The sequence below is a fragment of the Cryptosporangium phraense genome, assembly GCF_006912135.1.
Classification (GTDB): domain Bacteria; phylum Actinomycetota; class Actinomycetes; order Mycobacteriales; family Cryptosporangiaceae; genus Cryptosporangium; species Cryptosporangium phraense.
Window position 1 is genome coordinate 186548 of sequence record NZ_VIRS01000002.1, and the last position, 22070, is coordinate 208617.

Annotated in this window: 21 protein-coding genes; 11 read left to right on the forward strand and 10 right to left on the reverse strand. The window is 71.2% G+C overall.

All coding sequences use genetic code 11. The features are described from left to right. Positions 1 to 76: 76 nt before the first annotated feature. The gene (locus FL583_RS03180) at positions 77 to 517 is read right to left on the reverse strand and encodes a MarR family winged helix-turn-helix transcriptional regulator (protein ID WP_205751803.1); all 441 of its coding nucleotides are present in this window, start codon (positions 515 to 517) and stop codon (positions 77 to 79) included. Positions 518 to 591: 74 nt separating this feature from the next. On the opposite strand from FL583_RS03180, the gene FL583_RS03185 reads away from it, so the two are divergent. After that, a complete protein-coding gene (locus FL583_RS03185) occupies positions 592 to 1458 on the forward strand; it encodes an alpha/beta hydrolase (protein ID WP_142702929.1) in 867 nt (288 codons plus the stop codon). On the opposite strand, the gene FL583_RS03190 is transcribed toward FL583_RS03185, so the two are convergent. Together FL583_RS03190 and FL583_RS03195 are read right to left on the reverse strand one after the other, a co-directional pair. Then, positions 1447 to 2310, reverse strand: coding sequence for a DUF72 domain-containing protein (locus FL583_RS03190; RefSeq protein ID WP_142702930.1), 864 nt, complete (start codon positions 2308 to 2310; stop codon positions 1447 to 1449). The genes FL583_RS03185 and FL583_RS03190 overlap by 12 nt on opposite strands. A 23-nt stretch (positions 2311 to 2333) precedes the next feature. After that, positions 2334 to 2528 carry a DUF1918 domain-containing protein gene (locus FL583_RS03195; protein ID WP_142702931.1) on the reverse strand — a complete coding sequence of 65 codons (195 nt, stop codon included), beginning with the start codon at positions 2526 to 2528 and terminating at the stop codon, positions 2334 to 2336. A 425-nt stretch (positions 2529 to 2953) separates the two neighbouring features. Between FL583_RS03195 and groES the strand changes: the two genes are divergently transcribed. Both groES and groL read left to right on the forward strand, forming a co-directional pair. Then, entirely contained in the window at positions 2954 to 3262 is a 309-nt protein-coding gene (gene groES, locus FL583_RS03200; RefSeq protein WP_142702932.1) for a co-chaperone GroES, read from the forward strand. Positions 3263 to 3349: 87 nt separating this feature from the next. After that, positions 3350 to 4990, forward strand: a complete 1641-nt coding sequence (gene groL / locus FL583_RS03205) for a chaperonin GroEL (protein ID WP_142702933.1) — start codon at positions 3350 to 3352, stop codon at positions 4988 to 4990. Between the two features lie 132 nt (positions 4991 to 5122). On the opposite strand, the gene FL583_RS03210 is transcribed toward groL, so the two are convergent. Further along, complete coding sequence (locus tag FL583_RS03210) at positions 5123 to 5461, reverse strand: WhiB family transcriptional regulator (RefSeq protein WP_142702934.1); 339 nt, start codon at positions 5459 to 5461, stop codon at positions 5123 to 5125. 549 nt (positions 5462 to 6010) lie between these two features. Between FL583_RS03210 and shbA the strand changes: the two genes are divergently transcribed. Both shbA and FL583_RS03220 read left to right on the forward strand, forming a co-directional pair. Continuing rightward, positions 6011 to 6589, forward strand: a complete 579-nt coding sequence (gene shbA / locus FL583_RS03215; protein ID WP_142702935.1) for an RNA polymerase sigma factor ShbA — start codon at positions 6011 to 6013, stop codon at positions 6587 to 6589. After that, a complete protein-coding gene (locus FL583_RS03220; RefSeq protein ID WP_142702936.1) occupies positions 6586 to 7800 on the forward strand; it encodes a hypothetical protein in 1215 nt (404 codons plus the stop codon). The genes shbA and FL583_RS03220 overlap by 4 nt, the downstream gene beginning before the upstream one ends. 23 nt (positions 7801 to 7823) lie before the next feature. On the opposite strand, the gene FL583_RS03225 is transcribed toward FL583_RS03220, so the two are convergent. After that, positions 7824 to 8219: a DUF5319 family protein gene (locus FL583_RS03225; protein WP_142702937.1), complete on the reverse strand. Its 396-nt coding sequence runs from the start codon at positions 8217 to 8219 to the stop codon at positions 7824 to 7826. Positions 8220 to 8297: 78 nt separating this feature from the next. Next, positions 8298 to 9665 (reverse strand): alpha/beta hydrolase family protein, encoded by a 1368-nt coding sequence (locus tag FL583_RS03230; protein ID WP_170323454.1) that lies wholly within the window; start codon positions 9663 to 9665, stop codon positions 8298 to 8300. A 273-nt stretch (positions 9666 to 9938) separates the two neighbouring features. Between FL583_RS03230 and guaB the strand changes: the two genes are divergently transcribed. Then, entirely contained in the window at positions 9939 to 11462 is a 1524-nt protein-coding gene (guaB, locus tag FL583_RS03235; protein ID WP_142702939.1) for an IMP dehydrogenase, read from the forward strand. A gap of 52 nt (positions 11463 to 11514) precedes the next feature. Further along, a complete protein-coding gene (locus FL583_RS03240) occupies positions 11515 to 12633 on the forward strand; it encodes a GuaB3 family IMP dehydrogenase-related protein (RefSeq protein ID WP_205751804.1) in 1119 nt (372 codons plus the stop codon). 9 nt (positions 12634 to 12642) lie between these two features. Here FL583_RS03240 and FL583_RS03245 read toward each other — a convergent pair whose 3' ends face one another. Next, a complete protein-coding gene (locus FL583_RS03245) occupies positions 12643 to 12846 on the reverse strand; it encodes a hypothetical protein (protein WP_142702941.1) in 204 nt (67 codons plus the stop codon). Positions 12847 to 12856: 10 nt separating this feature from the next. On the opposite strand from FL583_RS03245, the gene FL583_RS03250 reads away from it, so the two are divergent. The 4 genes from FL583_RS03250 (at position 12857) to FL583_RS03265 (ending at position 17770) form a co-directional block, all read left to right on the forward strand. Then, the gene (locus FL583_RS03250; protein ID WP_142702942.1) at positions 12857 to 13201 is read left to right on the forward strand and encodes a GNAT family protein; all 345 of its coding nucleotides are present in this window, start codon (positions 12857 to 12859) and stop codon (positions 13199 to 13201) included. After that, on the forward strand, positions 13135 to 14823 hold the full coding sequence (locus tag FL583_RS03255; protein WP_205751805.1) for a GMC family oxidoreductase: 1689 nt from the start codon (positions 13135 to 13137) through the stop codon (positions 14821 to 14823). Before FL583_RS03250 ends, FL583_RS03255 begins: the two co-directional genes overlap by 67 nt. 44 nt (positions 14824 to 14867) lie before the next feature. Next, positions 14868 to 16433: a glutamine-hydrolyzing GMP synthase gene (gene guaA, locus FL583_RS03260; RefSeq protein WP_142702943.1), complete on the forward strand. Its 1566-nt coding sequence runs from the start codon at positions 14868 to 14870 to the stop codon at positions 16431 to 16433. A gap of 326 nt (positions 16434 to 16759) precedes the next feature. Further along, positions 16760 to 17770 (forward strand): CDP-alcohol phosphatidyltransferase family protein, encoded by a 1011-nt coding sequence (locus FL583_RS03265; protein WP_142702944.1) that lies wholly within the window; start codon positions 16760 to 16762, stop codon positions 17768 to 17770. 46 nt (positions 17771 to 17816) lie between these two features. Here FL583_RS03265 and FL583_RS03270 read toward each other — a convergent pair whose 3' ends face one another. From FL583_RS03270 to FL583_RS42245, 3 genes are all read right to left on the reverse strand, one after another. After that, entirely contained in the window at positions 17817 to 19037 is a 1221-nt protein-coding gene (locus tag FL583_RS03270) for a phosphatidylserine decarboxylase (protein WP_142702945.1), read from the reverse strand. A 179-nt stretch (positions 19038 to 19216) separates the two neighbouring features. Continuing rightward, on the reverse strand, positions 19217 to 19783 hold the full coding sequence (locus tag FL583_RS03275) for a hypothetical protein (protein WP_142702946.1): 567 nt from the start codon (positions 19781 to 19783) through the stop codon (positions 19217 to 19219). Further along, positions 19780 to 21879, reverse strand: coding sequence for a PspC domain-containing protein (locus FL583_RS42245; RefSeq protein WP_142702947.1), 2100 nt, complete (start codon positions 21877 to 21879; stop codon positions 19780 to 19782). The genes FL583_RS03275 and FL583_RS42245 overlap by 4 nt, the downstream gene beginning before the upstream one ends. Positions 21880 to 22070: the final 191 nt, after the last annotated feature.

Sequence of the window (22070 nt, forward strand, 5' to 3'; positions counted from 1 at the left end):
GCCCTGATCCTCCGGTTCATACCGTTCAGCTAACCGGATTTGCGGCCAATTAGGCACGTAATAGCCCGCTGGCTCCTCAGCCGATCGGGCGCCCGACGTCCGCGGCCTCCAACTCGCCCCGGAGCACGGCCAGTGAGGCCGCGAGTTGCTCGATCGCGGGGTTGTCGAGCCACTTCTCCAGGGCGTCCTGGAACGTCACGGTGGCCGCCTCGAGCTTGACGCGCCCGGCCGGCGTCACCTCCAGGAGCGACGAGCGCCGGTTCTCCGGGTTGGGCCGGCGACTCACCCACCCGGCCGCCTCCAGCCGGTCGACGCCCTTGCTGACCGCCCCGACCGTGATCGCGATCGCCCGGGCCAGGTCGTTCACCCGGCATTTGTCCATGTCGTTGATCGCCCGCAGGAACAGGTACTGGGACGCGGCCAGGCCGTGTTCGTTCCGCAGCCGCGCGTCGACGCCGTTGTAGAGCCGCGTCTCGGCCCGGACGAGATCCGAGAAGACGTGGGGGAGATCGGTCACGTTGCCACTCTGCTTCCTCAGAAGTACATTCCACGGAAGGAAGTTCATTCCCTGGAAAGAACTCGGAGGCTAGCATGACCGCCGAACAGCGAGCCGCGATCGACGCCCAGCTGCGGGCGTACCCGTTCGACGTGTCGGCCGAGCCGGCTCAGATGCGGGCCGCGTTCGAGGCGTTCGCCGGAGCCGCGCCGGCCGCGCTCCCGGCCCTCGAGCTGGGCGGCCGTCCAGCGCTGGAATGGGCCGGGGCGGGCGGCACGATCCTGTACTTCCACGGCGGATCCTGGATCGTCGGCTCCCCGGCCACCGCGCAGCGGCTCACGTCCGCGCTGGTCCGACGCACCGGCCTGCGCGCGGTGTCGCTCGACTACCGGCTGGCGCCCGAGCACCCGTTCCCGGCCGCGATCGAGGACGCGGTAGCGGCCTACCGCGCGCTCGTGGCCGAAGGCGAACCGATCGTTCTGGCCGGGGACTCGGCCGGAGGCGGCCTGGCCGTGATCACCGCGATCGTCGCCCGCGACGAAGGACTACCCCGGCCGGCCGGCGTAGTCGCGTTCTCCCCGGGCCTGGACGCGACCCGCACCGGCGAGAGCATGACCACCAAGGAGGGCGTGGATCCGCTGTTCACCCGCGCCGGCCTCCAGCGCCTGAGCCGCTACCACCTGGCCGGTCAGGACCCCCGGCACCCGTGGGTGAGCCCGGCCGTGGTCGGCGACCTCACCGGCCTGCCGCCCGTCCTGCTGCAGGTCGGCACCAACGAGGTCCTGCTCGACGACTCGGTCCGGTTCGCCGCCCGAGCCGCCGCAGCCGGCGTCGACGTGATCCTCGACGTCACCGGCGACGTGCCGCACGTGTTCCAGACCTTCGAGGGCGTCCTCGACGAGGCGGACGCGGCCCTCGACCGGGCCGCCCAGTTCATCCGCGCCCGAACCTCACGCCAGTAGGTCCACCAACTGGGCCGCGTTCCGCTGCGCGTAGTCCGAGTAGCAGTTGTTCATCAGGACGTGGGTCTCCTTGGCCGGCAGGTCCCGGATCTTCGGCGCCCACTCCTCCATTTCCTTCTCCGAGTACAGGTACCCGAACTTCTCGTGGATGTCCTTGCTCGTCCACTTGTCGCTGTGCCCGTGGAACCGCACCACGGCCAGGTCCGCGGTCGCGGCCACGATGGGCGGCACCGAGCTCGCGTGCCCCTGCGGCATGTCCACGACCACGTACGGCACCTGGTAGTCGGTCAGGAACCCGAGCGTCGACTCTTGGTTTTCCGAAGACAGCCACGTCTTGTTCCGGAACTCCACGCAGATCCGATCCGCCCCGCAGCGCTCGCGAACCTGGAGGATGTACTCGCGATTCCGGCGCCCGATCGGGAACCACTGCGGGAACTGGAACAGCAGCGCGCCGAGCTTGCCGGCGTCCCGCAACGGCTGCAGGGCCGCGAGGAACCGCTCCCACACCTCGTCCACCACGGAATCGTCCAGATCGTGCAGGTAGAGGTTCTTCGTCGAAGAAGAAGACGGCCGCAGGTCCTTGTACAACGACGCCGGCCGCGTCGGATGCTGCGTCAGCAGGGAGAACGCTTTCACGTTGAACGTGAAACCGGCCGGCGTGCGCGATGCCCACAGCGCGGCCGTGTTCTCGGCCGGCGGCGAGTAATAGGTCGAGTCGACCTCGACGAGGTCGAACTGCGAGGCGTAGTACCCGAGCCGCTCCGCGGCGGACTCGACGCCCTCGGGGTACCAGCCGGACGCGATCAGTGTCTTGTCGGTCCACGAGGCAGTACCGACCCGGATGCGTCCCATGCCGGGCCTATGCCCGGAAAAGCTCAGCGCCGAACGGCGGTGTGCTCGATGACCGCGTCCGGCCCGGGGAAGATCAGCCCCTGGTGACCGTCGTTGAACGCGACGAGGTACGGCGGCTGGCCCTGGGTGCCCCGGACTTCGAGCACTTCACCCCAGAGATCGGGCGACCCGGTCGAGTATCCGTGGACGTGTACCCGGTCGCCGATGTGAGCCTGCATCGCCCTGCTCCTCCATTGGGGGCCCTGGCTGGTGCCACCGCTATGGCCAACTCTTCCTCGCCGCCCCGATATCGGGAAGAGTAACCGCGTCAACTGTTCGTGAACTTCCTCGCACCTCGTGTGTACCGAAAGTAATCACCTGATCGCTCCCGGCAACTATACGCCCGGGCCACGGCACGTCTACGAGAAAGATTGAGAAAGTTCGCGAGAACCGGATGACTCATCCCTCGCCCTGAGCAGTTCAAACACCCGTTGGCACTCGGCTTGACGGAGTGCCAGAGACTGCTAGGGTTCGGGTTAGCACTCGACCTTCGAGTGTGCCAACTCGTGCACGAGGGCGTCTTGATCCCCGCGACGGCGAGCCGCCCCGTGAAGCACCGGTGGATTGCAACGGTTTGCACCCCACGAAGGGGGAGGACAAAGACGTGACGACCGCTACCAAGGTCACCATCCGTCCGCTCGAGGACCGCATTCTGGTCCAGGCGAACGAGGCCGAGACGACGACCGCTTCCGGCATCGTCATCCCGGACACCGCCAAGGAGAAGCCCCAGGAGGGCACCGTCCTCGCCGTCGGCCCGGGCCGGGTGGACGACAAGGGCGCCCGCGTTCCGGTGGACGTGAAGGTCGGCGACACCGTCATCTACTCGAAGTACGGCGGCACCGAGGTCAAGTACGCCGGCGAGGAGTACCTGCTGCTTTCGGCCCGCGACGTTCTCGCGGTCGTCGAGAAGTAAGCGCTGTCTTAAGGCGTACGCCCCGGTCGCGGTCAACCGCCACCGGGGCTCACGTCTTTAGACCGACAAGATAGGGACTGCCCAAAGATGGCGAAGACACTTTCCTTCTCCGACGACGCCCGGAAGGGGCTCGAGCGCGGCGTCGACGCGCTCGCTGACGTCGTCAAGATCACGCTCGGCCCGAAGGGCCGCAACGTGGTCCTCGACAAGAAGTTCGGCAGCCCGACGATCACCAACGATGGTGTCACCATCGCGCGTGAGGTCGAGCTGACCGACCCGTACGAGAACCTCGGCGCCCAGCTCGCCAAGGAGGTCGCCACCAAGACGAACGACGTCGCTGGTGACGGCACCACCACCGCGACCGTGCTGGCGCAGGCGCTGGTCCGCGAGGGCCTCCGCAACGTCGCCGCGGGCGCGAACCCGATCGCGGTCCGCCGGGGCATCCAGGCCGCGGTCGACGCGGTGAACGCGGCGCTGCTGGAGAAGGCCATCCCGGTCGAGTCCAAGCAGTCGATCGCGCACGTCGCGACGATCTCGGCCCAGGACGCCACGATCGGCAACCTGATCGCCGAGGCCATGGACGTCGTGGGCAGCGACGGTGTCATCACCGTCGAGGAGTCCTCGGCCATGGAGACCGAGCTCGAGGTCACCGAGGGTCTGCAGATCGACAAGGGCTACATCTCGCCCTACTTCGCGACCGACACCGAGAGCCTCGAGGCGGTTCTCGAGGATGCCCGCATCCTCGTCACCACCGAGAAGATCTCGTCGATCACCGACCTGCTCCCGCTGCTGGAGAAGGTCGTCGAGGCGAAGAAGCCGCTGCTGATCATCGCGGAAGACGTCGATGGTGAGGCGCTCTCCACGCTGGTCGTCAACTCGATCCGCAAGACCTTCACGGTCGTCGCGGTCAAGGCGCCCGGCTTCGGTGACCGTCGCAAGGCCATGCTGGGCGACATCGCCGAGCTGACCGGCGCGCAGGTCGTCGCCCCGGAGATCGGTCTCAAGCTCGACCAGGTCGGCCTGGACGTACTGGGCACCGCCCGCCGCGTCACGGTCACCAAGGACAACACGACGATCGTCGACGGTGGCGGCTCGGCCGAGGGCCTGGCCGGTCGGATCGCCCAGATCAAGAACGAGATCGAGGCGTCCGACTCCGACTGGGACCGCGAGAAGCTCCAGGAGCGCCTGGCCAAGCTCTCCGGCGGCGTCAGCGTGATCCGCGTGGGCGCGGCCACCGAGGTCGAGCTCAAGGAGAAGAAGCACCGCATCGAGGACGCCATCTCGGCGACCAAGGCGGCCGTCGAAGAGGGTATCGTCGCTGGTGGCGGCACCGCTCTCGTGCACGCGGGCCCGGCCCTCGAGGGCAACCTCGGCCTGGTCGGCGACGAGGCGACCGGTGTGTCGATCGTCCGCGCGGCGCTCTCCTACCCGCTGCGCAACATCGCCGAGAACGCCGGCCTCGAGGGCGGCGTCGTGGTCTCCAAGGTCGCCGAGCTGCCCGTCGGCTCCGGCCTCAACGCGGCCACCGGCGAGTACGGCGACCTGGTCGCCCAGGGCGTCGTCGACCCGGTGAAGGTGACGCGCAACGCGCTCGCCAACGCCGCGTCGATCGCCGGTCTGCTGCTCACGACCGAGAGCCTGGTCGTCGAGAAGCCGGCCGAGGAGGAGCCTGCGGCTCACTCCCACGGTGGCCACGGCCACTCGCACAGCCACGGCCCGGGTTTCTGACCGTTGGCACGATGAAGGCCGGTGGGGCTTCCCCACCGGCCTTTTTCTTACGATTTTCGGCGAACCACCGCAGCAGAGGGGCCGAGCGGCGAACCGCGCCGGCCGCCCCGAGGAGTGCACACGCTCGGGTAACTAGAACGTACGCACGATCTTCACGGTCTCGACGGCCTCGACCGGCGGGTCGATCGCGTCGCCGCGGCCGGTGCCGAGCAGCTGGTTGCGCTCGGCCTCCGACAGGCCACCCCACACCCCGTACGGCTCACGCACCGCGAGCGCGTGCTGACGGCACGGCTCGACGACCGGACAGCCGGCGCAGATGGCCTTGGCCGCGGACTCGCGTCGCGCCCGGGACGGGCCGCGTTCGTTGTCGGGGTGGAAGAACAGGGCGCTGTCGAGACCGCGGCACGACCCCTCGAGTTGCCAGTCCCATACATCAGTGTTCGGCCCGGGTAGGCGGCGGACGTCGGCCATGGGGTCCTCCAGATACTGCTGTTGCGGTGCGACGCTGCTGCTAATTCCCCTGGTGAGGACCAGGAAACGCGTTCAGCCCCACGATTTGCATCGATCTTGCGTCGAAGTGGGGAGGCTTGGCACGGGGTTGCGTCGAATCGATTCGAGTCGTGTGACCGACGCGACCGCGGCGGGGGACCGATCGGTCGAGCGGCTGGCGGCGATCCTTGACCGGAAGGTGGATTGGCCGGGCGCGCAATGCGGGGTGAAATACCGACCTGGGCAGTTTCCGGACCGTCCGAAGTGTTATGTCGACATTACTCAGTGTCGCCGAACCCTCCGTCCGCTACGCTCTGCAACCATCCCGGTTGACGAATGTCGGCGGCCCGACGAAGTAGTTGAGAACTTGAGTTATCCCCCTCTGACCTGCGGATTGACCTCTCTCTCCGGGCCAGGTGGCCTCGTCCGTCCGGGGGATGCGATTGGGCCGTGCGGACAGGTGCCGCCCGCGGGGTTCGCTGGCAGGCTACGGTCAGGAACCGTGGCCTGCAGTACGCCGACAGGGCGACGATGACCGGGGAGCGGGTCGAGTTGGACACGCTGGCAGCCCGGGCGGCGCAGTCCGATGCGGCGGCCACGGCGGAGCTGCTCCGGCAGGTGCAGCCGATGGTGGTGCGCTACTGCCGCGCCCGGCTGGGCCGAGCCGGTGGCGGTACCTATACGACGGCCGACGACGTAGCGCAGGAGGTGTGTCTCGCGGTGTTGCACGCGCTGCCTCGTTATCGCGACCAGGGACGCCCCTTCACGGCGTTCCTGTTCCGCATCGCTGCCAACAAAGTGACGGACGCGCACCGCGTCGCAGCCCGCGAGCTCGGCGTTCCAGTGCAGACGGTGCCCGACACGGCGGCCCCGGGCGGTGGCCCGGAAGGGTTCGCGATCGACGCGGACTCATCGCGCCGGATGCGTGACCTGCTCGACACGCTGCCCCCCGCCCACCGCGACGTGCTGCTGCTGCGTATCGCCGTCGGGCTGACGGCCGAGGAGACCGGCCAGGCGCTCGGCATGAGCGCCGGTTCCGTGCGGGTCACCCAGCACCGCGCGCTCAACCGGCTGCGCCGGACGATCGACCCGGTCCGGGAGACGGCATGAGCGCCCCCTCCTGGTACGACGACGAGTCCGACGACGCGATCCTGCGCGACGACGCCCTGCTCGACGCGCTGGGCCGGGGCGAGCTACCGGCCAGCTACCGGGCCGACGTCACCGCCCGCCTGATCACCGGCTGGCGCGACGACGTCGACGAGGGCCTGCCGCCGCTGTCCGTTCCGGACACTCACCTGGCGCTGGCCACGACCGAGACGCTGCCCCGGGTGAACGGGTCCGGTTTCGACTCTGGCGCCGGCTTCGGCTTCGGCGACGAGACGACGCCGCTGCCGCTGTTCACCGAGCCCGACCGTATCGACGAGGCCGCCCGCTCGGCGTTCGTCGCGGCCGGGTACGCCCGCCCGTCGTCCGAGCTGCCGGGCTCTCCGGTCGACGAACCGACGCAGGACTTCGGGTCGCCCGAGCATCCGGTCGCGACGTTCGACGGGAACAACGGCGAGAACGCCGACCCCGGGGTCTCGTCGCTGGTCGGTCGTCGCCCGAGGCGCCGGAAGTACGACCGCGTCGTCGTGGCCGTCGCCGCGACCGCCGCGATCATCGCCGCCGGCTCGGCCGGCAGCGTCGCCGCCGCCGCCACTGCGCACCCGGGCGACACGCTCTGGCCGATCAGCCGGGTCGTCTACGCCGACCGCGCGAAGTCGATAGTGGCCAGCGAAGAGGCGCACGCGTCGCTCCAGAAGGCCCGCGAGGCCATGCAGCGCGGCGACACGGACGCGGCCCGCCGTTACCTGGCCGAGGCCCGAGACAAGCTCGACAACCACGTCCGCGACGGCTCCGACGAGGCCGACGCCCTGGCCGACGACATCAACGACACGACGTCCGCGATGCCCGGTATCGCGGACCCGGACGGCAACGTCACCGACGCGCCCAGCCCGGGTGCGTCCGACAACCCGAGCACAGGTGCGTCAACCCGCTCCAAGTGGCAGCGCCACACCCGCGGCGGACGCAACAACCCCCAGTCGACGTCCCCCTCGACCGCCGCGTCGACGGGCACGCCCGCGAACCCGACCCAGTCCCAGGGCCCGACCCAGCAGCCCCCGCCGGCGACGACAGACCCGACGACGCCGACCGAGCCCACGGACCCGACCGACCCGGCCACTCCGACCGATCCGGCCACGGACCCAGCGCCCTCGGACCCGGCCCCGGCGAACCCGGGCACGGACCAGTCCGCAGCCGAAGCCCCAGCCACCACGGGCTGAGCCTGCTAGCGCCGGCGAGTAGCTCAGGCCTCGTCGGCGTCGTCGACCGCGTCCTGCATACCGTCGGCGTAGCCGCGGGCATACTCCCAGGTCACGTACTCACTCGGGTCCGGATCGAACGCCGGCTCGTGTACGCGCGTGCGCCCCGCCACCAGCAGATGACGCAAATTCGCCCGCAGCAGATCCCAGGCGAAATAGTGCGGCACCCGGCAGTCTTCGCAGTCGACGACCAGGCCGCGGATGTCCCGCGCGGTCAACAGCGCCTCGTAGACGTCGAGATCGGCCAGGTCGTCGAGAACGTCCTGCCGCTCTTCGGCGGTCAACGGTTGCACCCCACCGCGACCGGGCCCGTCGTCGTCCAGCGCTGACGTCGGGTCGGTCGGATCACCCGCGAACGGGTCTAGCGGTTCGTCCTGCACGATCCCACCGTAGCCGTACGACCTTCCCCGCGCCTTCCCCCTTGACACGACGCTGGGAGGGGTTTTCGATCACCTGACTCAAGAACTAACGCTGTGTGCAGGCACCGTTACCAGATAGGTCACTCGGGCGCGGAGCGTCACGGTGCCGGTGGCCCGTTGCGGGAAATAGAGACGCGAACCGCCGGTGATCTCCAGGGTCAGGGCGCCGGCGTCCCAGGCCAGTGCTCCGAGCGGCACCGACACCGTGTGCGTCCGGCCGTCCAGGGCGATCGGCACGGCCGTCGCGAAGTTGCCCGCGACCAGCTTCCGCCCGGTGTCGACGACCTGCGCGTAGAGCGACGTCCGCGGGGCGTCGCCGGTGGCCCGGTACGTCAGCGACAACGCCGGGGATCCGACCACCTGACGTCCGGTGGCGGCCGGCCCGGCGATCCGCACCGCGTTCACCGCCGGCGCCGCCGCGATGTCGGTGCCGGACGTGTCGGCCGGGCTGAACGCCAGCGTCCCCGATCCGGACGAAGACACCGAACGCGCCCCACGCAGCGGGTAGGACGGCGCCCCCCGCCAGACCCCGGACTCGTCCACGTACTCGAAGCCCGGCCCGGTCTTCGCCGACCGAACCCGCTTCAGGTACCGGTCGAACCAGGCCACGGTCAGCGCCTCGACGTGACCGGCGGCCCCGGACGGGGTGTTGCACACGCCGTGCCCACCACAGAACCACACCATCTTCACCGGCGTGCCGGACGTCCGAATGGCGTTGTAGTTGGCGATGCCCTCCCGCAGCGGGAAGAGCGTGTCGACCGTGCCCTGCACGATCATCGTGGGGACGCGGACGCGGCCGATCAGGCGGCCGGCCGGGCCGTGGTCACGCCACCAGGCCTCCAGCGAGGCGTCCGGCAGGCTGCCGGTCAGGCCCAGCGCGCACGTCCGCTGCACCTCGGGGGCGAGCCGGTTGGTGCCGGCGGAGCCGGCCGCGCAGAGCAGGTTGCCCCAGCCGGTCTTCGACGTCCGGTTCGGGTACAGGCTGTCGACCAGCGAGTTCCAGGCGATCGTGGGGACGATCGCGTCGACCCGGCGGTCGAGGGCCGCGGTGACGAACTGGATGCCACCGCCGTAGCTGCCACCGGCCATGCCGACGCGCGGGTCGCCGGGTCGGTCGAGTTGGGCCTCGGGCTGCTTCGCGAGCCAGCTGATCAGCACCTGCATGTCCCGGCCCTCGTACCGGTAGTAGTCCACCGAGGCCGACCCGCCGGACCGGCCGAAGCCGCGCGGATCCCAGGTGACGACGTTGTACCCGGCGCCGGTCAGCCCGGCGACCGTCGGCGAGGCCGGGTTCGTCTCCCCGGGCGACCCCCAGCCCGGACCGACGAGCACCGACGGTGCTCTCCGGCCGGTGGCCGGGAAGAGGTTGACGACGATCGGCGTGCCGTCGAACGAGGTGATCGTCACAGTGCGGACGCCCGTCACGGGCGCGGCCGAAACCGGCGCGGACAACCCGAGGGCGAGGCCGACAGCGAGAAGTGCTCCGAACACGCGCCGTACCGATACGGGGGTCACGGACGTGAGGTCTACCACTCGATGTGCCGCGTGTACTCCAATGCTCCGAACCGGCGCGAGCAGCACCGATTCAGCATTTCTCGGGAGTTTGCCCTGGTCTCAGCAGCCCCACGCGTGCCCCGGACGGGGACATCGGGTGACCGCGCCCGGCGGCTACGATGAGGCATGCTGCCTGAGGTTGATGTCTTTGCCGTACCGGACTCCCTGGCCGAACTCTTTGCCCCCACCGCGCTGACGTTCGACGACGTGCTGCTGCTGCCCGGCGAGTCGGACATGATGCCCAGCGAGGTCGACACCACAGCCCGGTTGACCCGGGAGATCTCGGTCCGGATCCCGCTGCTCTCCAGCGCGATGGACACGGTCACCGAGGCCCGGATGGCGGTCGCGATGGCCCGCCAGGGTGGCGTCGGGGTGCTGCACCGCAACCTCTCGATCGACGATCAGACGGCCGAGGTCGACAAGGTCAAGCGGTCGGAGTCCGGCATGGTCTCCAACCCGGTGACCTGCTCGCCGGACGACACGCTGGCCGACGTCGACCGGGCCTGCGGCCGGTACCGCATCTCCGGTCTGCCGGTCGTGGACGCCGACGGGATCCTCGTCGGCATCGTCACCAACCGTGACATGCGCTTCGAGACCGACCCGGGCCGTCGCGTCCGTGACGTGATGACCGCGATGCCGCTGATCACCGCCCCGGTCGGCGTCGACCCGGACGAGGCCCTGCGGCTGCTGCGCGCGAACAAGGTCGAGAAGCTGCCGCTGGTCGACTCGGAGAACCGGCTCTGCGGGCTGATCACGCACAAGGACTTCGTCAAGAAAGACCAGTTCCCGCTGTCCACCAAGGACGCGGACGGCCGGCTCGTGGTGGCGGCGGCGGTGGGCGTCGGGGAAGACGCCTACAAGCGGGCGCGGTCGCTGGTCGACGCGGGCTGCGACATCATCGTCGTCGACACCGCGCACGGTCACAACCGGGCGGTCAGCGAGATGATCCGGCGGGTCAAGGCCGACACCCGGGCCCAGGTCATCGGCGGCAACGTCGCCACCAAGGAGGGCGCGCAGGCGCTCATCGACGCGGGCGCGGACGCGATCAAGGTCGGCGTCGGGCCGGGCTCGATCTGCACCACCCGGGTGGTGGCCGGGGTCGGCGTCCCGCAGGTGACCGCGATCTTCGAGGCGGCCAGGGCGGGCAGGGCGGCCGGCGTCCCGGTGATCGGCGACGGCGGCCTGCAGTACTCCGGTGACATCGCCAAGGCGCTGGTGGCCGGGGCCGACACGGTGATGCTCGGCTCGCTGCTGGCCGGCGTCGAGGAGAGCCCGGGCGAGCTGCAGTTCATCAACGGCAAGCAGTTCAAGACGTACCGGGGCATGGGCTCGCTGGGCGCGATGCAGAGCCGGGGCCGGCAGCAGTCGTTCTCCAAGGACCGGTACTTCCAGGACGACGTCGCCTCCGACGAGAAGCTGGTGCCCGAGGGCATCGAGGGCCAGGTGCCCTACCGGGGCCCGCTGGCCGCGGTGGCGCACCAGCTGGTCGGTGGCCTGCGTCAGTCGATGTTCTACGTCGGCGCGCGCACGGTGCCGGATCTGCAGCAGCGTGGCCGCTTCGTCCGCATCACGTCGGCGGGCCTCAAAGAGAGCCACCCGCACGACATCCAGATGACGGTCGAGGCGCCCAACTACGCGAGCCGCAAGTAGCTCCGAATAAGGTTGGTGTTTTGACGGCGCGGCTAAGGGGCTCGCTTTGAACATGTCGGTCGAGATCGGGATGGGCAAGAACGCCCGCCGCGCCTACCACCTGGACGAGGTCGCGATCGTGCCATCGCGCCGCACCAGGGACGTGAACGACACGTCGCTGGCCTGGCAGATCGACGCGTTCCGGTTCGACCTGCCCCTGGTCGCGAGCCCCTCCGACGCGACGATGAGCCCGCAGACCGCGGTCGAGGTGGGCCGGCTCGGCGGGCTCGGAGTCCTGAACGCCGAGGGGCTCTGGAGCCGCTACGACGACCCGACCAAGATCCTCGAGGAGCTGGCCTCGCTCCCGGACGCGTCGCGCCGCACCCGGCGTCTGCAGGAGGCGTACGCGGAGCCGATCAAGCACGAGCTGATCAGCGAGCGGATCCGGGTGATGCGCGACGGCGGCGTCACCACCGCGATCCGAATCTCGCCCCAGCACACGCTGGAGCTCGCGCTCGAGGCGATCGCGGCCGGCGTCGATCTGCTGGTCATCCAGGGCGCGGTCGTCTCGGCCGAGCACGTCACCACGTCCGGGCCGACGCTGAACCTCAAGCAGTTCATCGCCGACCTCGACGTGCCGGTGATCGTCGGCGGCTGCGCGAACTACCAGACCGCGCTGCACCTGATGCGCACCGGCGCGGCCGGCGTCATCGTCGGCACCGGGGCCGACAAGTGGGCCACCGAAGACCAGGTGCTCGGCATCCGGGTGCCGATGGCCACCGCGATCTCCGACGCGGCCGCCGCCCGGCGCGACTACCTGGACGAGACCGGCGGCCGGTACGTCCACGTGATCGCCGACGGCGAGCTCCAGACCTCGGGTGACATCGCCCGGGCGATCGCCTGCGGCGCCGACGCGGTGATGCTCGGCCAGCCGCTGTCGGTGGCGGCCGAGGCGCCCGCCGGTGGTGCCTGGTGGCACCCGATGGCGTCGCACCCGAAGCTGCCCCGCGGCGCCTACGTCCCCTCGCCGTCGGAGTGGCCGCTGGGAAGCCTGGCGACCGTCGTCGACGGCCCGGCCGACGACCCGAACGGGTCGCTGAACCTGTTCGGCGGCCTCCGCCGCGCGATGGCCAAGACCGGCTATTCGGACGTGAAGGCCTTCCAGAAGGTCGATCTGGTTGTCGCACGCTGAGATCCGTCCCTAGGGGGACGCCGATCTGGACGCGCTGCGTGACGTCTGCGTCCGCACGGCGGACGCGGGCGGTGACGCGCGGGGCAGGTACCCCGATCCGTCGATCTTCCCGACCGCGTTCGCCGATCCGTACGTCGCGTTCGACCCGACGCTGGCGTTCGTCCTGGACGACGGCGAGCGGGCCGTCGGGTACGTCATCGGGACGGCCGACACGCCGGCGTTCGTGAAGCGGTTCCGGGGCGAGTGGCTGCCGTCGGTGGCCGAGCGCTGGCCGCTCACCGACGACCCGCTGGTGCGGATCCTGCACGACCCCGAGCGGATGCTGCTGCCGGAGCTCGAGCCGTACCCGGCGCACTTCCACATCGACCTGCTGCCGTCACATCAGGGCCAGGGATACGGACGGGCGCTGATCGGGCGGTTCTTCGGCGCTCTGGAGGCCCAGGACGTCCCGGCGGTGCATCTAGGGTTGACTCCACCATTGGCTGATGTCACGGTTCCGGAGTGGATCACTTCGACGTCGTGGTGGTGGGGTCCGGGTTCGGCGGTAGCGTCAGCGCGCTGCGGCTGACCGAGAAGGGGTACCGGGTCGCGGTCCTCGAGGCCGGACGCCGGTTCGCCGACGACGAGTTCCCGCGGTCGTCGTGGGACGTGCGCCGGTATCTGTGGGCGCCGTGGCTCGGGTGCTACGGGATCCAGCGGATCACGCTGCTCCGCGACGTGCTGGTGCTGGCCGGGGCCGGGGTCGGCGGGGGTTCGCTGGTGTACGCGAACACGCTGTACGAGCCGCCGCAGGCCTTCTACGACGATCCCCAGTGGCGGCACATCACCGACTGGAAGGCCGAGCTGGCGCCGTTCTACGACCAGGCGTCGCGCATGCTGGGCGTCGTCCGGTACCCGCGGATGACCCCGGCCGACCGGGTGATGCAGGCGGTGGCATCCGAAATGGGGGTGGAGGACACGTTCCACCCGACGCCGGTGGGGGTGTTCCTGGGGACGCCCGGTGTGTCGGTGCCGGATCCGTACTTCGGCGGGGCCGGGCCGGTGCGGACCGGGTGCACGCATTGCGGCGAGTGCATGACCGGATGCCGGCACAACGCGAAGAACACGCTGGTCAAGAACTACCTGCATCTGGCCGAGGCCGGCGGGGCGGTCGTCTTCCCGCTCACCACGGCGACGGCGATCCGGCCCCTGCCGACCGGCGGCTACGCCGTCGACACGGTACGGACCGGACGTCGGGAGCGGCGGACGTTCACGGCGTCGCAGGTGGTCGTGGCCGCGTCGGCGCTGGGGACCCAGCGGCTGCTCCACTTCTCCCGGGACGCCGGCCATCTGCCGGGGTTGTCGCCCCGGCTCGGGGTGCTGGCCCGGACCAATTCGGAGGCGTTGCTCGGAGCGAATCGTCTGCGCGTGGAGGAGGGGGAGAACTTCGCCGACGGGGTCGCGATCACGTCGTCGTTCCACCCCGACTCCCAGACGCACATCGAGCCGGTCCGGTACGGCCGGGGGAGCAACTTCATGGGCCTGCTCACGACCGTGCTCCCGCCGCCGGGGAAGCCCCGGTGGGTCGGGTGGCTCCGGGAGATGGTGCGCAACGTCGGGAAGGCGCGCCACATCCTGTGGCTGAGGCGATGGTCGGAGAGGACGATCATCCTGCTCGTGATGCAGTCGGTCGACAATTCACTGACGACGTACACCAAGCGCGGTCTGTTCGGACGACGACGGATGACGACCCGGCAGGGCCACGGGGCGCCGAACCCGACGTATCTGCCGCTGGGGCATGAGGCCACCCGGCGGACGGCCGAGCGCATCGGGGGCATGGCCGGCGGGACGCTGGTCGAGGCGTTCGACGTGCCGATGACCGCGCACTTCATCGGTGGGTGCGCGATCGGCGATTCGCCCGAGACCGGGGTCGTGGACCCGTACCACCGGGTCTACGGATATCCGGGGCTGCACGTGGTGGACGGGGCGGCGCTGTCGGCGAACCTCGGCGTGAACCCGTCGCTGTCGATCACCGCCCAGGCCGAGCGGGCGATGGCGTTCTGGCCGAACCGCGGCGAGCCCGATCCGCGTCCGGCGCCGGGTGCGCCGTACCGACGCCTGGAGCCGATCCCGCCCCGGAACCCGTCCGTGCCCCCGCACGCCGAAGCCGCCCTCCGCCTCCCGCGGAATGCCCCACCGGCCACTAGCTAGCGCGATTCCCTGTGGGGTAGTGGGGCGCACTACGCTTGCGTCTTATGAGTGTTCCGCCCCCGGTGCTTGTCGTCGACTTCGGTGCGCAGTACGCGCAGCTCATCGCCCGCCGGATCCGGGAAGCGAAGGTCTACTCGGAGATCGTGCCGCACACGATGCCGGTCGAGGAGATGCTCGCGCGCCGGCCCGCGGCGATCATCCTGTCCGGCGGCCCGTCGAGCGTCTACGCCGACGGCGCTCCGGGCGTCGACTCGACGATGTTCGACGCCGGCGTCCCGGTCTTCGGCATCTGCTACGGCTTCCAGGCCATGGCCCAGGCCCTCGGCGGCACCGTCGCCCACACCGGCAACCGCGAGTACGGCGGCACCAAGCTCACGGTCCTCGACCCCGGCGTCGTCTTCGCCGGTCTGCCGACCGAGCAGGACGTCTGGATGAGCCACGGCGACGCGGTCTCCCAGGCCCCGGACGGCTTCCTGGTCACGGCCGCGACCGCGGGCGCCCCGGTCGCCGCGTTCGAGAACACCGACCGCGGCTTCGCCGGGGTCCAGTTCCACCCCGAGGTGCTCCACACCGCCCAGGGCCAGAAGATGCTCGAGCGCTTCCTCTACGAGGTCGCGAAGATCAGCCCCGACTGGACGATGGGCAACGTCATCGCCGATCAGGTCGCCGACATCAAGCAGCGGGTCGGCACCAAGCGGGTGATCTGCGGGCTGTCCGGCGGCGTCGACTCCGCGGTGGCCGCCGCGCTCGTCCACGAGGCCGTCGGCGACCAGCTGACCTGCGTCTTCGTCGACCACGGACTGTTGCGCGATGGCGAGGCCGAGCAGGTCGAGAAGGACTACGTCGCCTCCACCGGCATCAAGCTCAAGGTCGTCGACGCGCAGGAGCAGTTCCTCCGCGAGCTCGCCGGCGTCACCGACCCCGAGCAGAAGCGGAAGATCGTCGGCCGGGAGTTCATCCGGACGTTCGAGGCCGCCGAGCGCGAGCTGATCGCCGAGGCCGGCGAGCACGGCGAGACGATCGAGTTCCTGGTGCAGGGCACGCTCTACCCGGACGTGGTGGAGTCCGGGGGCGGCACCGGAACCGCGAACATCAAGAGCCACCACAACGTCGGCGGGCTCCCGGAAGACCTGCAGTTCTCGCTGATCGAGCCGCTGCGGACGCTGTTCAAGGACGAGGTCCGCCAGGTCGGCCTGGAGCTCGGCCTGCCCGAGGCGATCGTCTGGCGGCAGCCGTTCCCGGGCCCCGGGCTCTCGATCCGGATCATCGGCGAGGTCACCGCCGAGCGCCTCGACCTGCTCCGGCAGGCCGACGCGATCGTCCGCGAGGAGATGTCCGCGGCCGGGCTCGACCGCAGCATCTGGCAGTGTCCGGTGGTCCTGCTGGCCGACGTCCGCAGCGTCGGCGTCCAAGGCGACGGGCGGACGTACGGGCACCCGATCGTGCTGCGTCCGGTCACCAGCGAGGACGCGATGACCGCGGACTGGGCCCGGGTGCCGTTCGACGTGCTGTCGCGGATCTCCACCCGCATCACGAACGAAGTTGCAGAGGTCAACCGGGTAGTGCTCGACGTGACGAGCAAGCCCCCGGGCACGATCGAGTGGGAGTAACTACCCCTGTTCGGGGGGCCCGAAGCGGACTGTGAGCAGTCTCACTGAAGTGGCTCAGGTGGGGTACCGTAGACCGAGCCGCACACGGATGAGCTGCGGTGCTGCCGTTCAGTCCAGGGTCCGTACGGGGGATCGGATCGCGTAGTGGCCCCATTTGGGGGCTCTTCCGCTTGGGCGGCGACTCGACGGGGAACACATACTTTCTGGTCGAACATCTGAACGCGGCGAGACGTGTATGCGAATGTACGTCCGCTAGTTCGGGACTAGGCCCGTCGCACGGATCGGCGGCGCCTTCGAAGCCGGCTGATGCCCAGGAGGAATTCGGGGTGCAAGCGAGACCATGGCGGCGCAGTTCAGGCCGTCCCCGTCCGGCTGGCCGTCGGTGGAGTCGAGGACTCCGCCGCGGCGGCACATTCGCTCGTCGCGTGCTGGTGAGGCGGCGCGGCGGGGTCGACGCGGGCGGTCCGCCCGGCGCCGACGAGATGCAGCCGGTCGGTCCTTACACCACGCTCACCTGGCCCGATGGGGAGTCTCAGCGGGTGGGTGACCCGGTGCACGGAGTTGCGGTTCGTCGGCGCCGGACCCGTCCGGCCTCCGAGACCACCGCTGAGCGGCTCGCGGCCGAGGCACCGCAGGCAGCCCCGCTGCTGACCGGGGAGAAGACGATCGCCCGTCGCTGCCAGTTCGCGCTGGTGCAGTCGTGCACGCTGGCGAGCCTGATGCTCGGCCTGGCCGCGATCTTCGCCGTCCTGCACGGCGAGGTGCGCATCGCCGCGGCCGTGCTGCTCGGGTGCGTCCTGTTCGACGGCGCCGACGGCGCGCTGGCCCGGCTGTTCGGCGTTTCGACGCCGTTCGGGGCGCAGATGGACTCGCTCGCCGATATGTGCTCGTTCGGCATCGCGACGCCGGTCGTGGTGTTCGCGTGGCTCACCGGGCCGAGCCCGACCGCGGTGGCCGGGGTGGCGTGCGCACTGATCGCGGTGTGCGCGGCGATCCGGCTGGCCCGCTTCAACGTGTCGCCGAAGAACGGCCGGTTCTTCTCCGGCGTGCCGACGACGATCGCCGCGGCGATCGCGGTGATCGCGGTGCTGGTGCGCCCGGACGCCGGCCGGTGGGCGGCTCCGCTGTTCGTGGCCGCGCTGGCGATCGCGATGGTGAGCTCGTTCCCGTACCTGAAGATCGGGGCGCTCAGGCGGGTGCCGAAGTGGCTGTTGCCGGTCGGTGCGGTTGCGGTGGCGCTCGACCCGACGACGACGCTGGGCCTCCTGGTCGGCGCGTACCTGCTCAGCGGCCCCCTACTCTGGGCCCGCCAGAAGCGCGGTATCGCCGCCGTCTAGGCAGCAAAAAGGGCGGCCCCTCGACGGGGGCCGCCCTTTTCGTGTTCTAGGTCCAGCGGGCCAGGACCGTCTCGCCGCCCACTACCCGCTCGCCCGGGGAGACCAGGGGCTCGGCGGCCGTGGCCGGGAGGTATACGTCGGTGCGGGAGCCGAAGCGGATCAGGCCGTACCGCTCGCCCTTGGCGAGCAGCGCCCCGACCCCGGCCCGGTTGACGATCCGCCGGGCGATCAACCCCGACCGCTGGGCCACGACGACCCGCCCGTGCACGGTCTCGAGCACCGTGTAGCAGGCCACGTTGTGCTCCGCGGCCGCGGTCATCGCGTTCGCGTACCCGCCCTCCTCGCGGAGCACCGACACGACCCGCCCGGCCACCGGCGACCGGTTCACGTGCACGTCGAGCACGGACAGGAACACCGAGATCCGCAGCCACTCGTCGGTGCCGAACCGGGTGTCGGTCAGCCGCTCGACCGCGAGCACCTTGCCGTCGGCCGACGACACGACGGCCTGCGGGTCGTCGGGCACGATCCGGCGCGGGTCGCGGAAGAACGCGGCCACCGGCAGCGCCAGCGCGGCCGGCACCAGCCAGGCCTTCGACCGCGGACGCACCAGCTTCGTCAGCGCCGCCGCGCCCAGCGCGAGCCCGCCGAACGCGACGCCGTTCGAGTCGATCCCCATCCGCTTGGTGACCGCGACGTGGCTCGGCACCTCCGCCGGGCCCAGCCGGGCGGCCAGGTGCGGCGTCGCCGGCGTGAACCGCAGCTGGTGCACCCGCAGCGGCGGGAACGACCGGAACACCCGGTCGGTGCGCACCGCGTGATCGTCCACCACCCCGGAGAGCGGGTCGCTCGCGGTCGCGTCGGTGGCCACGGTCAGGACGCCGTCCGCGGCCAGCAGCGGCCGGATCCGGTCGACGACGGTCGGGTGCAGCGCCGGCCGCGCGACGACCGCGACGTCGACCGGCGTGGGCAGCTCGGCGGGCAGATCTTTCCGCACGGTCACCCGGCCGGCGAACGTCTCGTCGCTGCCCAGCAGGTCGTCGACCGGCCCGTCGGCGACGACGATGACCTGGTCGTTCGGCATGATCACGCCGAGAACCCGGTCGACCACCGTATCGCCGCTGGTCACGCCGACCACGAGGACGGTCTTCGGCCCGGGGTGCCGGGCGACCTCGGCGGTCAGCGCCTTCGCGGCCACCGGCCCGACGGCGCGGTCGGACAGTGCGAGCGGGCCGGCGTCCGGCCGGGGGAAATCTGCGTGGTCTGCCATAACTCACCCTGCGTGTCGGCTTTTCCGTCCGAACCCCAACAGCCGGACGCGGCCCCAGCATATTGCCGAGGCCGCGTCCGGCTGGTCGGTCGGTCAGCGCTCGGTCGGCGGAGCGGTGTCGACGCGGATCACCGCGGCCAGCGCGCAGAGCCCGAGTATGCCGGTGAGCAGCACCGCGATCATGAGGCTGCGCCTCCGTCCCGGTCGGCCGGCAGCCGCTTCGTGTTCCCGTCCGTCGGCTCGTGCACCGGCAGGTCCGCGGTCGCTGCCTCGTCGTCGCCGGATTCGATGGCCGACGCTTCGGCGTCCGCCTTCTCCTCGTCCGGAGTGGATTCGGACGGACGGTCGAGGACCGCGGTGCCGGTCGGCGAAGCCGGGCCGGCGTGAGCGGGATCCTCGAAGCCGGCCTCGCGGTAGGCCGCGGCGATCGCGTCCGCGTCGAGGACGCCGTCGACGCGCGGGAGCTGCATCGACGCGAGGAACGGATCGTTGTACGGGTCCGGCTCGTGCAGCGCCGGCTGCGGCGCCGGCGGCACCGTCAGCGGAGACTCGACCTGCTGACGTTGCGGACGCAGCGCGCTGATCAGCCCGACGAGCCCGATGATCAGCAGCAGGCTGGCGCCGATCCACGCGGCCGGGACGTGCAGCGGGTCGCTGCTGATCATCGCGACGCCCCACCAGGCCACCGCGGCGGTGAACAGCAGCGCGAAGACCAGCGAGACGCTGTCGACGGGGTGCCGCTTCATCGAACGACCTCCAGGTCACCGGCGCCGTGGTGGATGACCAGCTTGAGGTCGCTGGCGTCCGCCCCGTTCGCACCGTAGTCGGAGTAGCTGCCGTCCAGGCCCACACCGTTGTCGCGGTGGTCGAAGATCTGGGCGTCGCCGGCGCCCATGTCGTAGTCGACCGTGACGTCGACGTCCGGCGGGAGCGTGATCTTCGTGTCGCCGAAGCCGGTGTTGATGTCGATCGTCCGGGTGACGCCGGTGAAGTCGATGTTGCTGAGGTCGAGGTCGAAGTCGCCGGCGCCCACCTCGTAGCGGGGCAGGACCTGCTCGATCGCGAGCGGCGCGTAGCTGACGTCCCGGCGGCCGTTCGGGCCGCCGTCGGAGTTCTCGGCGGCCGCGCCGATGCCCAGCAGGAGGGTGAGGACCACGCCGATCGGGATCAGCCAGCGGGCCCGCCCGAACCAGGTGCCGACGAGCAGGCCGGCGGCGATGATCCCCAGGGCGAGGGCGACGAACGCGGCGAACGGGATGTGTACGCCGGCCGAGCTGATGATCAGCAGCACGACGATCGCCAGGCAGGCTACGGAGATCGTCAGCCGGCCGAGGATCGAGCGCTCCCTCTTGCGCTTGGCCTTGCGTCCGGTGGGCGGGTACGGCGGGACGACCGGGGGCATGGCCGGGCCGCCCTGGGGGCCGTACGGGCCGTAGGGCGCGAACGGGGGCGTGTAGGGGTCGGCGTACTGCGTGCCGTAGCCCGGGGCGCCGTAGGCGGTCGCGTTGTAGCCGGGGGTGCCGTAGTTCGGGGCGCCGTAGTTCGGGGCGCCGTAGTTCGGGGTGCCGTAGGCGGGGCCGTTGTTGCCGGGGGTGCCGTAGGTCGGGGTGCCGTAGGTCGGGGTGCCGTGGCTCGGGGCGCCGCAGGCGGCCGGGCCGTAGGGCGGGGCTCCGGACGACGGGACTCCGGAGGCGGGGGCGTAGCCCGGGGCTCCGGCGGGCGCGCCGTAGGCGGGCGCCTCGGCCGACGGGCCGTAGGACGGGGGCTCGGGAGCCGACGGGGGGATCGGCGCGGTGACCGGGGCGTCGGCCGGGGAGCCGGCCGGGGCGCCGGCGGCGGCCCAGCTGCCGGTGGCCTTGGATGCGGTGCCGGTGGCCGTGGATGCGGTGCCGGTGGTCGCGGATGCGGCGCCGGTGGTCGCGGATGCGGTGCCGGTCGGTTCGGGGCCCGACGGGGCCGTGGGGTCGCTCACGTCGGCGCTGGAGGGCGCGGAGGGGACGGTCGGGTCGGTCGGGGCGTTGCCGGGGTCAGCACCGAAGATCGCGCCGCTCGGCGCGGTCGGCGATCCGCCCCCGCCAGGTCCACCCCCGCCAGGTCCACCCCCGCCGGGGCCGCCGGGGCCGCCGGGGGCGGTCGGGCCGCCGGGGGCGGGGGGCCAGCCGGGGGGTGGGGGGTAGCTGCCTGGGCCGGCGGCGGTCGCGCCGACCGGGGCCGGCGGGTAGCTGTGGTGCTGGCCGGTGCGTCGGAGCAGCATCATCCCTCCGATGAGGCAGGCCGCGAGCAGCAGCGTCGACGGGAGCCCGTTCGAGAACGACGCGACGAGCACGATCGCGGCCAGCGCGATCAGCCCGACGGTCGCGGCCGGCGAGGTCCCGGAGCGCCCGCGTCCGAGCAGCGACTCCAGCGGCGAAGCGGGCTCGTCGTCCACCGGCAACACGATCCACGCCACCAGGTAGAGCAGCGCACCGACGCCGCCGAAGAACACCAGCACGGTGAGGATGACCCGGAACAGGATCGGGTCGGTCCCGGTGGTGCGGCCGAGTCCGGCGCACACCCCGGCGATGACCTTCCCCTGCTTCGTCCGCGTCAGCGACCGGTACCGGTTCCAGGCGGACCCGTGCCCGGGCCCGGCGCCCCAGGGCGCGCCCGGAGGCGGCGGTGCGCCACCACCCGGCGGCGGAGGAGTCGGTCCCGAGGGCGGAGTCGGCCCGGCGGACGGGGGCGTGGGCCCGGCGGACGGCGTCGACCCGGCTGATGCGGAGTCCGACGCCGCGGCGGAGCCGCTGGGCGAGGTGGAGCCGGTTTCCGGCGTTGGCTCGCGATGGGGGTCGAGGCTGTCCATGGCATCGATACTCTCGGCCGGGAGGCTCCCGGACCATCGGGCACGACCCTGACCGGACCCTGATTCGCCCGGGGCCGGGATCTCGGGGAAGCTCCCCGTGGTCAGCGAGCCCGGTTGATGTGACGATCGGAGACGTCAACCTGTGAACCCGGGAGGAACGATCACTACGCCAGCCCACCGCGGGCCCGGCG

Coding starts and splice junctions, on each gene's coding strand:
- FL583_RS03185 (WP_142702929.1), top strand. CDS start 592: ATGACCGCCGAACAGCGAGCCGCGATCGACGCCCAGCTGCGGGCGTAC.
- FL583_RS03190 (WP_142702930.1), bottom strand. CDS start 2,310: ATGGGACGCATCCGGGTCGGTACTGCCTCGTGGACCGACAAGACACTG.
- FL583_RS03195 (WP_142702931.1), bottom strand. CDS start 2,528: ATGCAGGCTCACATCGGCGACCGGGTACACGTCCACGGATACTCGACC.
- groL (WP_142702933.1), top strand. CDS start 3,350: ATGGCGAAGACACTTTCCTTCTCCGACGACGCCCGGAAGGGGCTCGAG.
- FL583_RS03210 (WP_142702934.1), bottom strand. CDS start 5,461: ATGGCCGACGTCCGCCGCCTACCCGGGCCGAACACTGATGTATGGGAC.
- shbA (WP_142702935.1), top strand. CDS start 6,011: ATGACCGGGGAGCGGGTCGAGTTGGACACGCTGGCAGCCCGGGCGGCG.
- FL583_RS03220 (WP_142702936.1), top strand. CDS start 6,586: ATGAGCGCCCCCTCCTGGTACGACGACGAGTCCGACGACGCGATCCTG.
- guaB (WP_142702939.1), top strand. CDS start 9,939: ATGCTGCCTGAGGTTGATGTCTTTGCCGTACCGGACTCCCTGGCCGAA.
- FL583_RS03240 (WP_205751804.1), top strand. CDS start 11,515: ATGTCGGTCGAGATCGGGATGGGCAAGAACGCCCGCCGCGCCTACCAC.
- guaA (WP_142702943.1), top strand. CDS start 14,868: ATGAGTGTTCCGCCCCCGGTGCTTGTCGTCGACTTCGGTGCGCAGTAC.
- FL583_RS03270 (WP_142702945.1), bottom strand. CDS start 19,037: ATGGCAGACCACGCAGATTTCCCCCGGCCGGACGCCGGCCCGCTCGCA.
- FL583_RS03275 (WP_142702946.1), bottom strand. CDS start 19,783: ATGAAGCGGCACCCCGTCGACAGCGTCTCGCTGGTCTTCGCGCTGCTG.
- FL583_RS42245 (WP_142702947.1), bottom strand. CDS start 21,879: ATGGACAGCCTCGACCCCCATCGCGAGCCAACGCCGGAAACCGGCTCC.